This window comes from Streptomyces sp. NPDC006385 (assembly GCF_040612485.1).
Taxonomy (GTDB): Bacteria; Actinomycetota; Actinomycetes; order Streptomycetales; family Streptomycetaceae; genus Streptomyces.
In genome coordinates, this window is sequence record NZ_JBEXQG010000002.1 from 231422 (window position 1) to 245619 (window position 14198).

Annotated in this window: 13 protein-coding genes and 1 pseudogene; 9 read left to right on the forward strand and 5 right to left on the reverse strand. The window is 72.7% G+C overall.

Going from position 1 to position 14198, the window contains the following annotated elements:
- Window positions 1-762: a CDP-alcohol phosphatidyltransferase family protein gene (locus ABZ078_RS02465; RefSeq protein WP_356570821.1), complete on the reverse strand. Its 762-nt coding sequence runs from the start codon at window positions 760-762 to the stop codon at window positions 1-3.
- A 108-nt stretch (window positions 763-870) separates the two neighbouring features.
- Between ABZ078_RS02465 and ABZ078_RS02470 the strand changes: the two genes are divergently transcribed.
- From ABZ078_RS02470 to ABZ078_RS02490, 5 genes and pseudogenes are all read left to right on the forward strand, one after another.
- On the forward strand, window positions 871-1854 hold the full coding sequence (locus tag ABZ078_RS02470) for a zinc-binding alcohol dehydrogenase (RefSeq protein ID WP_356570822.1): 984 nt from the start codon (window positions 871-873) through the stop codon (window positions 1852-1854).
- 179 nt (window positions 1855-2033) lie between these two features.
- Window positions 2034-2432 (forward strand): 6-carboxytetrahydropterin synthase, encoded by a 399-nt coding sequence (locus ABZ078_RS02475; protein ID WP_356570824.1) that lies wholly within the window; start codon window positions 2034-2036, stop codon window positions 2430-2432.
- A complete protein-coding gene (locus tag ABZ078_RS02480) occupies window positions 2429-3637 on the forward strand; it encodes a glycosyltransferase family 4 protein (protein ID WP_356570826.1) in 1209 nt (402 codons plus the stop codon). The genes ABZ078_RS02475 and ABZ078_RS02480 overlap by 4 nt, the downstream gene beginning before the upstream one ends.
- On the forward strand, window positions 3634-4671 hold the full coding sequence (locus ABZ078_RS02485) for a class I SAM-dependent methyltransferase (protein WP_356570828.1): 1038 nt from the start codon (window positions 3634-3636) through the stop codon (window positions 4669-4671). The genes ABZ078_RS02480 and ABZ078_RS02485 overlap by 4 nt, the downstream gene beginning before the upstream one ends.
- Window positions 4668-5732, forward strand: a pseudogene (locus ABZ078_RS02490) (lysylphosphatidylglycerol synthase transmembrane domain-containing protein); the annotation flags it as partial. The gene ABZ078_RS02485 and the pseudogene ABZ078_RS02490, both read left to right, overlap by 4 nt.
- A gap of 98 nt (window positions 5733-5830) precedes the next feature.
- Here the strand turns inward: ABZ078_RS02490 and ABZ078_RS02495 are convergent.
- Window positions 5831-6619 carry a creatininase family protein gene (locus ABZ078_RS02495; RefSeq protein WP_356570830.1) on the reverse strand — a complete coding sequence of 263 codons (789 nt, stop codon included), beginning with the start codon at window positions 6617-6619 and terminating at the stop codon, window positions 5831-5833.
- Window positions 6620-6660: 41 nt separating this feature from the next.
- Here ABZ078_RS02495 and ribA point away from each other — a divergent pair, with 41 nt between their 5' ends.
- From ribA to ABZ078_RS02515, 4 genes are all read left to right on the forward strand, one after another.
- Window positions 6661-7329 (forward strand): GTP cyclohydrolase II, encoded by a 669-nt coding sequence (gene ribA, locus ABZ078_RS02500; protein WP_356570832.1) that lies wholly within the window; start codon window positions 6661-6663, stop codon window positions 7327-7329.
- Window positions 7330-7450: 121 nt separating this feature from the next.
- Window positions 7451-8596, forward strand: a complete 1146-nt coding sequence (locus ABZ078_RS02505) for an FAD-binding oxidoreductase (protein ID WP_356570834.1) — start codon at window positions 7451-7453, stop codon at window positions 8594-8596.
- On the forward strand, window positions 8593-9654 hold the full coding sequence (locus tag ABZ078_RS02510; protein WP_356570836.1) for a saccharopine dehydrogenase: 1062 nt from the start codon (window positions 8593-8595) through the stop codon (window positions 9652-9654). Before ABZ078_RS02505 ends, ABZ078_RS02510 begins: the two co-directional genes overlap by 4 nt.
- On the forward strand, window positions 9647-10810 hold the full coding sequence (locus ABZ078_RS02515) for a saccharopine dehydrogenase family protein (protein ID WP_356570838.1): 1164 nt from the start codon (window positions 9647-9649) through the stop codon (window positions 10808-10810). The genes ABZ078_RS02510 and ABZ078_RS02515 overlap by 8 nt, the downstream gene beginning before the upstream one ends.
- Before the next feature lie 4 nt (window positions 10811-10814).
- Here the strand turns inward: ABZ078_RS02515 and ABZ078_RS02520 are convergent, their stop codons facing one another.
- The 3 genes from ABZ078_RS02520 to ABZ078_RS02530 form a co-directional block, all read right to left on the reverse strand.
- Complete coding sequence (locus ABZ078_RS02520) at window positions 10815-12047, reverse strand: serine hydrolase domain-containing protein (RefSeq protein WP_356570840.1); 1233 nt, start codon at window positions 12045-12047, stop codon at window positions 10815-10817.
- Between the two features lie 65 nt (window positions 12048-12112).
- Window positions 12113-13462 carry an MFS transporter gene (locus ABZ078_RS02525; RefSeq protein WP_356570842.1) on the reverse strand — a complete coding sequence of 450 codons (1350 nt, stop codon included), beginning with the start codon at window positions 13460-13462 and terminating at the stop codon, window positions 12113-12115.
- Window positions 13459-14037, reverse strand: coding sequence for a TetR/AcrR family transcriptional regulator (locus tag ABZ078_RS02530; protein WP_356570844.1), 579 nt, complete (start codon window positions 14035-14037; stop codon window positions 13459-13461). Before ABZ078_RS02530 ends, ABZ078_RS02525 begins: the two co-directional genes overlap by 4 nt.
- Window positions 14038-14198 lie beyond the last annotated feature (161 nt).

A 14198-nucleotide genomic window follows, 5' to 3' on the forward strand; every position in this document is an offset into this window, starting at 1 on the left:
TCAGGACGCCACCAGCTCCCGTACCTCCGCCACAGGCGCCCGCCGCCGGGTGCGCGACGTCCGATACAGCCACAGGACGTCCCGCCCGAACGACCAGACCAGCGCCGCGAGCGCCGTCGCCGTGACCGCGAACGTCGCCACGTACGGCAGGAGACCGGAGGCGGCCAGCAGCAGGAACACGCCCTGCAACGCGGCGACCGTCTTGCGGGCCGTGCTCGGCGGCAGGGCGGCGTTCAGCCAGGGCCAGACGCGCGCGGCGGCGACGAAGCCGTAGCGCATCGCGCCGATGAGGAGCACCCAGGGACCCAGCGACATCGAGACGTACACGCTCAACACGAGGATCAGGAACGCGTCCACCTCCATGTCGAAGCGGGCGCCGAGGGCCGTGGACGTGCCCGTGCGGCGGGCCACCTTGCCGTCCACGCCGTCCAGGATCAGGGCGACCGCCGTCAGGCCGACGAACAGCGTCACCGGCGGTGAGCTCTGGAAGGAGTCCGCCACCAGGGCCGTCACGCCGCCCACCAGGGTCGCCCGGCCCAGGGTGACCCGGTTGGCCGGGCCGAAGGAGCGCAGCCGGGACCGGTGCAGGGCCCGCGAGAGCACCGCCCAGCTGGCGATGGCGAAGGCGAGGCCGGTCAGCCAGCCCGCCGGCCCCATGCCGATCGCCGAGCCGAGCAGGGCCAGCAGCAGGATCTGAACGCCCGCTCCCACCGCGGTCTCCTGCTGGACCAGCCTCGCGCCGTACGTGTTGTTCAGGGCCACCGCACATTCCTCCGGCCAGGTGACAGAGTCGATCAAGGCCGCGTACTGTGCGCGGCCTGTGCACACCTCGGTACGTGCTCAGCTTCACGATCGTTCAGGAGGATCCCGATGAACCGCACCGCACGCGCGTTCTGGCTCAGCTCTCCGGGTGAAGGAGAGATCCGGGAGACGGCTCTGCCGGAGCCGGGCCGGGACGAGGTGCTGGTGCGGTCGCTGTACTCCGGGGTCAGCCGGGGCACCGAGACGCTGGTCTTCCGGGGCGGCGTCCCGCAGAGCCAGTACGCGGCGATGCGGGCACCGTTCCAGGAGGGCGAGTTCCCCGCCCCGGTGAAGTACGGCTACCTGAGCGTCGGCGTGGTGGAGGAGGGGCCGGACGAACTCGTCGGCCGTACGGTCTTCTGTCTGCATCCGCATCAGACGCGGTACGTCGTCCCCGCGAGCGCGGTGACCGTCGTACCGGACACCGTGCCCGCCGCACGGGCCGTCCTCGCCGGCACCGTCGAGACCGCCGTCAACGCCCTCTGGGACGCGGCGCCCCTGGTCGGCGACCGGATCGCCGTGGTCGGCGGCGGCATGATCGGCTGCTCGGTGGCCGCCCTGCTGGCCCGCTTCCCGGGCGTACGGCTCCAGTTGGTCGACGCCGATCCCGGCCGGGCCGAGGTCGCCGAGGCGCTCGGGGTCGGCTTCGCCTCGCCCGAGGAGGCGCTCGGCGAATGCGACCTGGTCGTCCACGCCAGCGCCACCGAACAGGGACTCGCCCGGTCCCTGGAACTGCTCACCGCCGAGGGCACCGTCCTCGAACTCAGCTGGTACGGCGACCGGCAGGTGACCCTGCCGCTCGGCGAGGCCTTCCACTCCCGGCGGCTCGTCATCCGCAGCAGCCAGGTCGGCACGGTCTCCCCGGCCCGCCGGGCCAGCCGCACCTACGCCGACCGGCTCGCCCTCGCCCTCGACCTGCTCGCCGACCCGGCCCTCGACGCGCTCGTCACCTCGGAGTGCGCCTTCGAGGAACTGCCGGACGTGCTGCCGAAGCTGACCTCAGGTGAGGTTCCCGCGCTGTGTCACCGGGTCCGGTACGCCGACCACGACTGACGTACCCGTTGCGCCCGGAGTCGTTCAGAGTCCTTCGAACCCTGGGACGGCAAAAGCGCCTGACCTGAGAAAAGAGTGAGAGACCGCTGAACACCGGGAAGCGATGAGCCGTACTACACGGCATCCCCGGCAGTGATCAGCGGGGGATGAGGAGCGCACCGCACCTGGAGGGTCGTCCGTTGTTCAGCATCACCGTCCGCGATCACATCATGATCGCCCACAGCTTCCGCGGGGAGGTCTTCGGACCCGCGCAGCGCCTGCACGGAGCGACGTTCCTGGTGGACGCCACGTTCCGGCGTGAGCAGCTCGACGACGACAACATCGTCGTCGACATCGGACTGGCCACGCGGGAACTGGGGGCCGTAGTAGGCGAGCTGAACTACCGGAACCTCGACAACGAACCCGACTTCGCCGGGGTCAACACCTCCACGGAGTTCCTCGCCAAGGTCATCGCGGACCGGCTGGCCGAGCGGATCGAGAAGGGCGCGCTGGGCGAGGGCGCCAAGGGCCTCGCCGGACTGACCGTCACGCTGCACGAGTCGCACGTCGCGTGGGCGAGTTACGAGCGTGCGCTGTGACCGACGTGACGCTCGAAAAGAACGTGGCCCTCGCCCAGCCGGAGCAGCCCTCCCTCGGGTACGTGCCCGTACAGCACTCCGTCCTGAAGAACGCCGAGATCATCCCCATGTCCCTGCGCTCCGTGCACTTCGTGATGCCGGGCGGCGTCGACGATCCGGCCGTGCCGAGCGGCGGCAACGCCTATGACCGGCGCGTGAGCCTGGACCTGCCCGGTTTCGGCTGGCAGGTGCGCAAGCACGCGGTGGACGGCAGCTGGCCCCGCCCCGAGGCGGCGGCCCGCGCGGAACTCGCCCGCACCCTGCGGGAGTTCCCGGACGGCACGGTCGTCCTCCTGGACGGGCTGGTGGCCTGCGGCGTCCCCGAGATCATCGTCCCTCAGGCGCAACGGCTGCGGCTGGCGGTCCTCGTCCATCTGCCGCTCGGCGACGAGACCGGGCTGGAGCCCGCCGTCGCCGCGGAGCTGGACGCGCGCGAGCGCACGGTGCTGCGGGCGGTCCCCGCGGTCATCGCCACCAGCGACTGGGCGGTCCGCCGGCTCGTCTCCCACCACGGCCTCGACCCCGAGCGGGTCCATGTCGCCGCCCCCGGCGCCGACATCGCGCCCCTCGCGTCCGGCACGGACGGCGTGTCGCGGCTGCTGTGCGTGGCCGCCGTGACCCCGCGCAAGGGACAGCACCGGCTGGTGCAGGCGCTGGCGACGGTGACCGACCTGCCGTGGAGCTGTGTGTGCGTGGGCGGGCTGAACCAGGACCCCGAGTACGTGGCCGCGCTGCGGGCCCAGATCGCCGAGCACGGCATCGAGGACCGGCTGGTGCTGGCGGGCCCCCAGGCCGGCGCCGAACTCGACGCCAGCTACCACGCCGCCGACCTCATGGTGCTCACCTCCTACGCCGAGACGTACGGCATGGCGGTGACGGAGGCGCTCGCGCGCGGTGTCCCCGTGCTGGCGACAGACGTCGGCGGCCTCCCGGAGGCCGTCGGCCGGGCTCCCGACGGCGGGGTCCCCGGCATCCTCGTCCCGCCGGAGAACCCCGCCGCGATCGCCGCCGAACTGCGCGGCTGGTTCGGTGAGGCGGACGTACGACGCCGGCTCAAGGCGGCGGCCCGGCGACGCCGGGCCGCCCTGGACGGCTGGGCCACCACGGCCCGCAGCCTGGCCGCGGTACTGGGCCGACTGCCGAACGAACCCCGGAGGACGGCATGAGGAACACGGCGACGACACAGGGCGGGGGGACGATTCCGGCGCAGCCCGGTCCGCGGCGCGGGATCGTTTCGGCGGAGGGTGGCATGAGCGGCATGTCCGTACCGGCGGCGTCCGATGAGGACGCGGTGATTCTCGGTGCCGGTCCCACCGTCCGCCCCGGTGAGCGGGCCACCGTGCGGCTCAGGGACGCCGAGCCGGACGAGGCGCCCCGCTACGCCCCCGAGTGGCTGGAGCTGCGGGAGGGCGTCGATGCCACCGCGCGGGCGCACGAGTTGCTCGACCCGCTGCGGATCCGGCTCGCCAATCTGCCGGGACGCGCCGGCGGACTGGTCATCCACGACGTGGGCTGCGGCACCGGCTCCATGGGCCGCTGGCTCGCTCCCCACCTGGACGGCGCCCAGCACTGGGTCCTGCACGACCGCGACCCGTACCTGCTGCACTTCGCGGCCGTCGGCTCGCCGCGCTCGTCCGCCGACGGCAGTCGCGTCACCGTCGAGACACGCCGCGGCGACGTCGGCCGTCTCACCCCGGACGCCCTCGTCGGAGCCTCGCTGGTGACGGCCTCCGCGCTGCTGGACGTGCTCACCCGGGAGCAGGTCGACACGCTCGCCGCCGCCTGCGCGGGCGCGGGCTGCCCGGCGCTGCTGACGCTCTCCGTCGCCGGCCGCGTCGAACTCACCCCGTCCGATCCGCTGGACGCGCAGATCACTGAGGCGTTCAACGCCCACCAGCGGCGCTCGGGCCTGCTCGGCCCGGACGCGATCACCGCGGCGGCCGAGGCGTTCTCCGAGCACGGCGCGACCGTCCAGGTGCATCCCAGCCCCTGGCGTCTCGGCCCCGCCGAGTCGGCGCTCACCGCCCAGTGGCTGCGCGGCTGGGTCGGCGCGGCCGTCGAGCAGCGCCCCGAACTGCGCGAGCGCGCCGACCGTTACCTGCGCGAACGCCTCGCCGCCTGCCAGGCCGGCGAACTGCGCGTCGTGGTCCACCACAGCGACCTGCTGGCCCTGTGCCGACCGACGGGCGGAGCGTCATGAGCGTGGAGACGGTGGCGAGGTCGCGCGCCGAGCGACGGGGCGCCAGGCCGAGGGAACGGCGTCCGGGCCGTTCGGGCGAGACGCGCGTACCGACGCCCACCGTCGCAGATGCCTCCCCCCGCATCGGCGTCATCGCCGCCGAACCACAATCGGAGGCCGCCCCCAACGCCGCACCGCGCCCCCGCACCCCCCTGCGCACTCCCCTGCGCGCCTCCCTCCGCGCCCTCCTGTCCCGGCTCAACACCCCCGCCTTCCGCACCCACCTGGGCACAGCCGCCGGCGTCGTCATCCTCGGCGTGCTGTTCTGGCGGCTCGGCAGCGGCGCCTTTCTCGACGGGCTGCGGCGGATCGACGGGCCGGCGCTGGGTCTGGCGCTCGTGATCGGAGGCGTCACCACGCTGTTCAGCGCCTGGCGTTGGCAGATGGTGGCGCGTGGACTGCGGATCCGGCTGCCGCTCGGGCCGGCCGTCGCCGACTACTACCGCGCCCTGTTCCTCAACGCGGCCCTTCCCGGCGGCGTCCTCGGCGATGTGCACCGGGCGGTGCGACACGGGCAGAGCACCGGTGACCTGGGGCGCGGTGTACGCGCGGTCGTTCTCGAGCGGACGGCAGGCCAGGCCGCCCTCGCCGTCGTCGGCGCCGTCGTCCTGCTGTCCATGCCGTCACCCGTGCTGAACGAGGCCCGGGACCTCGCCCCCGTCCTGCTGTTCGCCGCGGTGGGCGCACTGGCCGTCACGGCCGCCGTGCGCATGAACCGGGCGTCCTCCCGCCGCGCACGGACGACGCCGACGGCACTGCGCACCACGCTCGACGAGGCCCGGGAAGCCCTGCTGTCCCGCCGCAACGGACCCGGTGTCGCGGTCTGCTCCGTCATCGTCCTCGCCGGCCACCTCGCGATGTTCGTGCTCGCCGCGAGGGTCGCGGGCGCCGCCGCCTCCGTGGCCGTCCTGCTGCCGCTCGCCGTCCTCGCCCTGCTCGCCATGAGCCTGCCCCTGAACGTCGGCGGCTGGGGGCCACGGGAGGGCGTCACCGCCTGGGCGTTCGGCGCCGCGGGCCTCGGCGCGAGCAGCGGACTGGCCGTCGCCGTCGTGTACGGCGTGCTCAGCTTCGCGGCCGCCCTGCCCGGCGCCCTCGTCCTCGTCGCCCGCTGGTACACCGGCTATGCCCTTGCGTCTCCCGTGTCCCGTACGGAATCGTCCGCGGAGGTCAGCAGTGACACATACGCGCCGAAGGAATCCGCGAGGCTCGCCAGCAGCAACTTCCCCTTTTCCGCAGAACCCAGCGAAGGACGGCCTATGACACCCGAATCGGTATAGGCGGACATACCGAGGGTCAGCAGATGGCGGCGGTCGTCCGCCACGAAATCGGAAGTCTCATGACCGGGTCGGATCAATTCGGGATGAGCGTGCAGAAGGATGGAGGTCTCCATTTCCCCCGCGTGCATGTCGGTGAGCAGCGAGGTCTCCACCCCCGCCCGCTCCCGCGCCGCCTCCCAGTCCTCCGGGGCCGGGAACAGCGCCATTCGCTCGCCGCGCGCGGAGGACTCCTGAACGACATTGCCCAGTACGTAGTTTCCGCCGTGCCCGTTGACCACTACCAGGGCGTCGACGCCGGACCGGCGGAGCGAAGCCGCTATGTCCCGTATCACCGCATGAAGGGTCACTGAGGAGATGCTGACGGTCCCCGGCCAGTCCGCGTGCTCGTGCGAGCAGGAGATCGTCACCGGCGGGAGGAGGTGCACCGGGTGCGCGGCCGCTATCTCGCGCGCGACGGCGCAGGCCACGAGCGTGTCGGTGGCCAGCGGAAGGAACGGGCCGTGCTGCTCGAAGCTTCCGACGGGAAGGACCGCGACCTGTCGTGAGACGCCCGCTCCTCGCGTCCGTACGTCCTCGGTGGTGTCCGCCGGCACCAGCGAGTGTGCCGCCGGCCGCGTCTGCGAATCACTCATCTTTTCCCGGCCTTTCGTCTCTGCTTAGGAACTGAAGAATCATGACAGAAAAAGTTGGTGTGCTCGGCAAGAAGTCCGGCCAGCGGACGCAGCGTTCCGGTGCGGAACGCGTCGTGAATGCCCCCCTGCCCACCGTGTACGGGGAATTCCGCGCGATCGGTTACCTCGACCACGACCGAGGTGACGAGCAAGTGGCCCTCGTCTACGGGGAGATAGGCACGGAGAGTGTCCTGGTGCGGCTGCACTCCGAGTGCCTGACCGGCGACGCCTTCGGCTCCCAGCACTGCGAGTGCGGCGACCAACTCTCCTCCGCCCTGCGCGCGGTCGTCGCCGAAGGCAGCGGCATCGTCGTCTACCTGCGGGGCCACGAGGGCCGCGGCATCGGCCTGCTCGCCAAGCTGCGCGCGATGGCCCTGCAGGCGGAGGGCCTGGACACCGTCGAGGCCAACCTCGCGCTCGGCCTGCCGGTGGACGCCCGTGACTACGGTGTCGCCGCCGAGATCCTGCACGACCTGGGCGTACGCAGCGTCCGCCTGATGTCCAACAACCCGCGCAAACGCGAGGCGTTGCTGCGGCACGGCATCCAGGTGGCCGAGCAGGTCCCGCTGCTGATCCCGCCGTGCGAGAACAACATCACCTACCTGCGCACCAAGCGGGAGCGCCTCGACCATCACCTGCCCCATCTGGACGCGGTCGCGCACCTGTCCTGATTGCCACGAGACCCGTCCGGACAGGAAGAGGTCATGACCGATGACGTCCTCTTCCTCTCCGGTTCCTCTCCGGAGAGACAGGCGACGGCATTGGTGTCGGGGCAGTCAGGAAGGTGGTCCAGTGAACACGCATGCGAGCGTCGTCGTCATCGGGGGCGGCGTGATGGGGACCAGCATCGCCTGTCACCTCGCCCGCGCCGGTGTGCGGGACGTGGTGCTCGTCGAGCGGGACGAGCTCGCGTCCGGATCCACGTCCAAGGCGGCGGGCGGGGTGCGGGCGCAGTTCTCCGACGAGCTGAACATCCGGCTCGGGGCGCGCAGCCTGGAGGCGTTCGGGCGGTTCGAGGAGGAGACCGGGTACGACATCGGGCTGCACCGCGTCGGCTACCTCTTCCTGCTCTCGACGCCCGAGCAGGTCGCAGGCTTCGAGGCGAGCGTGAGGCTGCAGAACTCCCTCGGCGTGCCCAGCCGGATGATCGACCCCGCCGAGGCGCGCAGGCTCTCCCCGCTGATCACCACCGACGGCCTGCTGGCAGCCGCGTTCTCGCCCGACGACGGCCACTGCACCCCCGAATCCGTCGTCCACGGCTACGCATCCGCCGCCCGCCGGCACGGCGCGCGGATCCTACGGCACACCGACGTCACCGGCATCGAACTGCACGGCGACCGGATCACCGCCGTGACGACGACCATCGGCCCCATCACCACCGACACGGTCGTCTGCGCGGCCGGCGCCTGGTCGCGAGCCATCGGGGCCATGGTCGGCGTGGACCTGCCGGTGGTGCCGCTGCGCCGCCAGATCGCGGTCACCGAACCGGTCGCCGGACTGCCGCCGAACCTGCCCATGACCATCGACTTCACCACCAGCCTCTACTTCCACGGCGAGGGCCCCGGCCTCCTCCTCGGCATGTCCGACCCCGACGAGCGGCCCGGCTTCGCCACCGACACCCACGACCGCTGGATCCCCCGCCTGGCCGCGGCCATGGAACACCGCGCCCCCGCCCTCCTCGACCTGCGCCGGACCGGGGGATGGGCGGGCCTGTACGAGGTCACTCCCGACCACAACGCGCTGATCGGCGAGGCGACTTCCGTGTCCCGCTTCTTGTACGCGACCGGCTTCTCGGGCCACGGCTTCCTCCAGGGACCGGCCGTCGGCGAGGTCGTCCGCGACCTGTACCTCGGCCGCGTACCCTTCGTGGACGTCAGCCCCTTGAGCGCCGGCCGGTTCGCGGCCGACGCCCCGCGCCCGGAGGCCAACCGCGTATGACCGATCTCCACCTGTGGCTGCGCCACGAGGTCCGTTCCACCGAGCGACGCACCCCGATCGTGCCGTCGGACGCACGGCGGCTCGTCGAGAGCGGAGTGACGCTGACCGTCGAGGAGTCCCCGCAGCGGGTCTTCCCGGTCGAGGAGTACGAGGCGGCCGGCTGCCGTGTCGCCCCCGCGGGCTCCTGGACGCAGGCACCCGCCGCCGTCGTGGTGGTCGGACTGAAGGAACTCCCGGATCAGCCGGTCCGGCTGACGCACAGGCACGTCTTCTTCGGGCACGCCTACAAGCAGCAGCCCGGCGCCGAGGACCTGCTCCGGAGGTTCGCCGCCGGGGCGGGGGCGTTGCTCGACCTGGAGTACCTGGTGGACGACAGCGGCCGCCGCCTCGCCGCCTTCGGATTCTGGGCCGGCTACCTGGGTGCCGCCCTGGCCGTCCTGCAGCACCGCGGGCGGCTCGCGGCGCCGCTGACGCCCACCTCGAAGGAGGAACTGGACGAGGTCCTGCGACCGGCGGCGGGTGACGAGGAGTTCACGGCGCTCGTGATCGGCGCCCTGGGCCGCAGCGGACGGGGCGCTCGGCTCGCGTTCGGGACCGCAGGGGTCGAGGCGACGCCCTGGGACCTGGCCGAGACCCGCGACCTGGACCGCCCGGCGCTGCTGGGCCACGACGTGCTGGTGAACGCCGTCCTCGCCACCACGCCCGTCCCGCCCTTCCTCCGCGAGCAGGACCTCGACGAGCCCGCCCGCCGGCTGCGCACCCTCTGCGATGTCACGGTCGACGTCGGCTCCCCGCTGAACGTCCTGCCGGTCTACGACCGCACCACCGACTGGACCGAGCCCGTGCGCCGGCTGCGCAAGGAACCGCCGCTGGACCTCATCGCCATCGACAACCTGCCCTCCCTGTTGCCCCGCGAGTCCAGCACCGACTTCTCGGCGGCGCTGCTGCCCCAACTGCTCCGGTTCGAGACGGGTGGGCCGTGGGGGCGCTGTCTCGACCGGTTCCATCGGGCCTGCCGTGAACTCGGCATCGACGAAGGGACGTTCGGTGATGTCTGACCGCTCCGCCAGAGTTCCCGCCGGGGGCACCGTCCACTGGGTCGGCGCCGGACTCTCCACGGGCAGCGGCCTGGCGCGGCTGTGCGACGCCACCGACCGCGTACGGCTGTGGCACCGCACCGAGGACCGCGCGGCCGAAGCCCTGGCCCGGCTGGGACTGACCGCACGTGCCGAGCCCCGCGCGTACACGCTCCGGGCGCTCACGGCCGAACTGGCCCCCGGCGATGTCGTCGTATCGATGCTGCCCGCACCGGAGCACGCGGGGATCCTGGCGGCCTGCGTCCAGCAACAGGCGCACTTCGCCTGCTCCAGCTATGTCTCGGACGCGGTCCTCGCACAGGTGCCGTCGGCCGCCGCGGCCGGACTCGTCGTCCTCACGGAGGCCGGCCTGGACCCGGGCATCGACCACCTCTTCGCCCACTGCCTCGTCGGCCGCGCCCGGGAGGCCGTCGGCGACGACACGACCGCCTCGTACAGCCTCACCTCGTACTGCGGCGGCGTCCCCGCCGTCCCGAACGACTTCAGGTACCGCTTCAGCTGGGCTCCCGCCGGTGTTCTCAACGCCCTGCGCACACCGGCCCGTTACGTCCAGGACGGTGCCGAGACCGTCGCCGAGCGGCCGTGGGAGGCGACGCGGCGGTATGTCGTCGACGGGGAGGCGTTCGAGGTCTACCCCAACCGCGACAGCGTTCCGTTCATCGAGCAGTACGGACTGCCGCCCGCCTGGAAACCGCGGACCTTCGTGCGCGGCACCCTGCGCCTGGAGGGCTGGCTGCGCGCTTGGGACGCCGTCTTCGGGGAGCTGAAGAACGGGGACGACGCCCGAATCGCCACGCTGGCGGGGGAGTTGGCGGCCGCCCACCCCACCACGGACGCCGATCGCGACCGTGTCGTCCTCGTCGTGTCGCTGGACGTGCGCGGCGGGGCGGGGCGGACGTGGTCCGGCAGTTACCTTCTCGACCTGGCCGGGGACGCGGAGGAGAGCGCGATGGCCCGCTGTGTCTCCCGTCCCCTCGCCCTCGGCGTCCGCCACATCCTGGACGGCTCCCTCCCGGCGGGCCTGAACCGCGCCGCCGGGACGGCGGCCCGCTCGCAGGAGTGGCTGCGCGAACTCGCCCTGGAGGGAGTGGAGTTCACCCTGCGTGTGGACCAGTGACGGCTCAGGCGTCCTGGACGGCCTCGTGCACGAGCCGCTTGAGGTCCTGGAAGATCGTGTGCGAGGTCTTCGGCCGCACCTGCGTCATGAACTGCACCGTCAGGTCGTGGCGCGGGTCGACCCAGAACGTGGTGGTCGCCACCCCGCTCCAGCCGTAGGCGCCGAGGACGGACGGGGCCTTCGTACGGGTCGGGTCGGTCACGACGGAGACGCCGAGACCGAAGCCGACGCCGTCGTTGCCGGGCTCGTCATGGGCGGGGCGGCTGCCGAAGGAGCGCAGGTCGGCGCCGCCCGGAAGCTGGTTGGACGTCATCAGGTCCACGGTCCCGGGTGCCAGCAGCCGGGTGCCGTCGAGTTCGCCGCGGCGGCGCAGCAGCTCCATGAAGCGGTGGATGTCGTGCGCGGAGGCCGCCAGACCGCCACTGCCCGACAGGAAACGGGGACGGCCGTGCAGCGGGAGGCCGGGGATCGGCTCGATGCCGCCGGTCTCGGTACCGCCGTACAACTCGGCGAGCCGGCCCGCCTGTTCGTCGTTCACGCAGAAACCGGCGTCGGTCATCCCGAGCGGGCCGAAGATCCGCTCGGCGAAGAACTCGTCGAGGGACCGGCCGGAGACGACCTCGATGACCCGGCCCAGGACGTTGCTGGCGACCGAGTAGTTCCACTCGGTCCCCGGCTCGAACTGAAGGGGCAGGCTCGCGTACACGTCGACCGTCTCCGCCAGGTCCGAGCCCGGCAGCACCGCCGACTCCAGGCGGGCGTCGCGGTACAGGGCGTCGACGGGGTGCGTGTGGTAGAAGGCGAAGGTCAGCCCGGCCGTGTGGGTCATCAGATGCCGGATCCGTATCGGCCCCGAGGCCGGGCGGGTCACGGTGTCGGCGCCGGATCCGCTGACGTACACCCGCGGCTCGGCGAAGGCCGGCAGGTGGCGCTCGACCGGATCGTCGAGCGACAGCTCGCCCTCCTCCACCAGCAGCAGCGCCGCGACCGAGGTGACCGGCTTGGTCATGGAGTAGATCCGCCACAGCGTGTCGGCCTCGACCGGCAACCCGGCCGCGATGTCACGGTGGCCGTGCGTGACGAGGTGGGCGACGCGTCCGCCGCGGGCGAGGGCCACCAGGTAGCCGGGCAGCCGCCCCTCGTCGACGTAGCGGGCGAAGTGCTGGTCGAGGCGGTCCAGCGCCTTCGCGTCCAGCCCGACCTCGCCCGGATCGACCTCTTGTCTCAGCAGTGCCATCGCTCTCCTCCGAATGCGTGCGCCGAGGTGCGCTCCGGCATACCCCGCCGGAACGGCCTCCGACCTCATCGTCGCGCAGGAACAGGTGTACGGTCCTCCGATTGGTCATGATCGTCGATCGTGACGTCGGCCCGTCCCGGCAGGGCTCGACCCAGGGCCGCACCGGCCAGAGCGAGCACGGCGAGAACACCCAGCGGCAGCTCAGGGCGACCGCCCGCACCCATGAGCGCGGCCGCGGCGGCGACACCCAGCACCGGCCCCAGGTTCATCGCGGTCTGCTGCAACCCGCCCGCCACCCCGGCCGACTCGACGGCGGCCTCCCGTACGACGACATGGGTCGCCGCCACCATGACCGTCCCGAACCCGGCCCCCACCAGCGCGAACCCCACGCACAGGGCGGGGAACCCCGCCGCGTGGGACAGGGCGAGGATGCCGAGCGCGAGGACCGCCATCGCCGCGCCGCTCGTACGGCGGGCACCGGCCCGGCGCAGCAGCACCGCGCACGAGGGTGCGGCGAGCACCATCAGCAGGGCCAGCGGCAGGCTGACCAGGGCACTGCGCAACGGGTCCAGGCCGAACCCGCCCTGAAGCACGAACGTGCCGACGAACAGCGTGCCGGACAGCGCCGCCGACGCGACCACCAGCATGCCGAGCGCCGAGGTGACCGCCGCCGAGCCCATGACGTCCGACGGCAGCAGCGGGCTCGCGGTACGGCGCTCGTGCCGGACGAAGGCGGCACCGGTGACCACGGCGGTCGCGGCGGTCCAGCCCCGTCCCGGCTGCGCGGCCAGGGCGTGCACCAGGCAGGCCAGGGTCACCGCGAGGAGCAGGGCGCCGGGCATGTCGAGCACGGAGGGAGAGGATCTGCGCGAGGGTCGTACGGCGAGGGCGAGCGCACCGAGGACGAGGGCGGGGACGACGTTGAGGAGGAACACGGCCCGCCATCCGGGACCCGCCACCAGCGCGCCGCCCAGGACCGGTCCGGCGGCGGCCGCCACCCCGATCGCCGCGGTCCGTACCGCGATCGGCCTCCGCAGCCGGTCGGGCGGGAACGCGGCCCGCAGCATCCCGAGCGTGGCCGGCTGCGACAGCGCCCCGAACACGCCCTGCACGACCCGCAGTCCGATCACCCAGCCCACGCCGGGCGCCAGCGCGATGCCGGCCGACGCGGCCCCGAAGCCGAGCATGCCGATGCCGAAGACACGGTGGTGCCCGTACCGGTCGCCGAGCCGCCCGGCGAACACCAACAGGCTCGCCACGGCGATGAGATAGCCGGTGGTGGTCCACTGGACCTCGGCGAAGGAGGCACTCAGGTCGCGTTGCAGGGTGGGCTGGGCGACGGTCAGGACGGTGCCGTCGAGCGCGACGATCGCGGTTCCGACGACGCTGCTCGCCAGGGTGAGCCGTGGGTTCACTCGCCCTCCGGCCCCAGGTGCGCGTCCAGGGCCTCCCGCAGCAGGGGCACGAAGTCGGGGGAACCCGTGGCGAGTTGAAGGCTGCCCCAGCCCCACAGCTGGGCGATCCCGTGCAGGTTGGCCCACAGCGCCCCCGCCACGAGCCGGGCGTCGGCATCCGGGCGCACCCGGCCGACGAGGTCCACCAGGCGACCGAAGAGGGGCAGACTGGTGTCGCGCAGCCCCAAATGTCCGCTCTCCAGCAGGTCATGACGAAACATCAGCTCGTACATGCCGCGATTGCCCAGCGCGAACTCCAGGTAGACACGCCCCAGCGCACCCACCTGCTCCCGCGGGCTGCCCGTGCCGCCACCGACGGCCGCCGTCGCCCGCTCGGCCAGCTCGTCGAAGCCGCGGCGTGCGATGGCCGACAGCAACTCCAGGTGGGTGGGGAAGTGGCGACGCGGCGCACCGTGCGAGACCCCCGCCCGACGGGCGATCTCCCGCAGGGTGAGCGCCTGGACGCCCTCATGGGCGACGAGATCCACACCGACGTCGACGAGCCGGGCCCGCAGCCCGGTTTCGGATTCCCGCATAGGCAGTGTCTACCATGAGGGAGTAGACAGCGTCTACGGCGGGTCGGCGGCACCCAGGCCCAGGACCCGGGGCGCAGGGCGAAGGACGGATGGTCCCGGCGTGCCCGCGCCGCCTGGGCTGCCGAGCGGAACGACACGATCAGCCGCCCCGGGAGGCTCCC

Coding starts and splice junctions, on each gene's coding strand:
- ABZ078_RS02515 (WP_356570838.1), top strand. CDS start 9,647: ATGTCTGACCGCTCCGCCAGAGTTCCCGCCGGGGGCACCGTCCACTGG.
- ABZ078_RS02520 (WP_356570840.1), bottom strand. CDS start 12,047: ATGGCACTGCTGAGACAAGAGGTCGATCCGGGCGAGGTCGGGCTGGAC.
- ABZ078_RS02510 (WP_356570836.1), top strand. CDS start 8,593: ATGACCGATCTCCACCTGTGGCTGCGCCACGAGGTCCGTTCCACCGAG.
- ribA (WP_356570832.1), top strand. CDS start 6,661: ATGACAGAAAAAGTTGGTGTGCTCGGCAAGAAGTCCGGCCAGCGGACG.
- ABZ078_RS02485 (WP_356570828.1), top strand. CDS start 3,634: ATGAGGAACACGGCGACGACACAGGGCGGGGGGACGATTCCGGCGCAG.
- ABZ078_RS02470 (WP_356570822.1), top strand. CDS start 871: ATGAACCGCACCGCACGCGCGTTCTGGCTCAGCTCTCCGGGTGAAGGA.
- ABZ078_RS02530 (WP_356570844.1), bottom strand. CDS start 14,037: ATGCGGGAATCCGAAACCGGGCTGCGGGCCCGGCTCGTCGACGTCGGT.
- ABZ078_RS02495 (WP_356570830.1), bottom strand. CDS start 6,619: ATGAGTGATTCGCAGACGCGGCCGGCGGCACACTCGCTGGTGCCGGCG.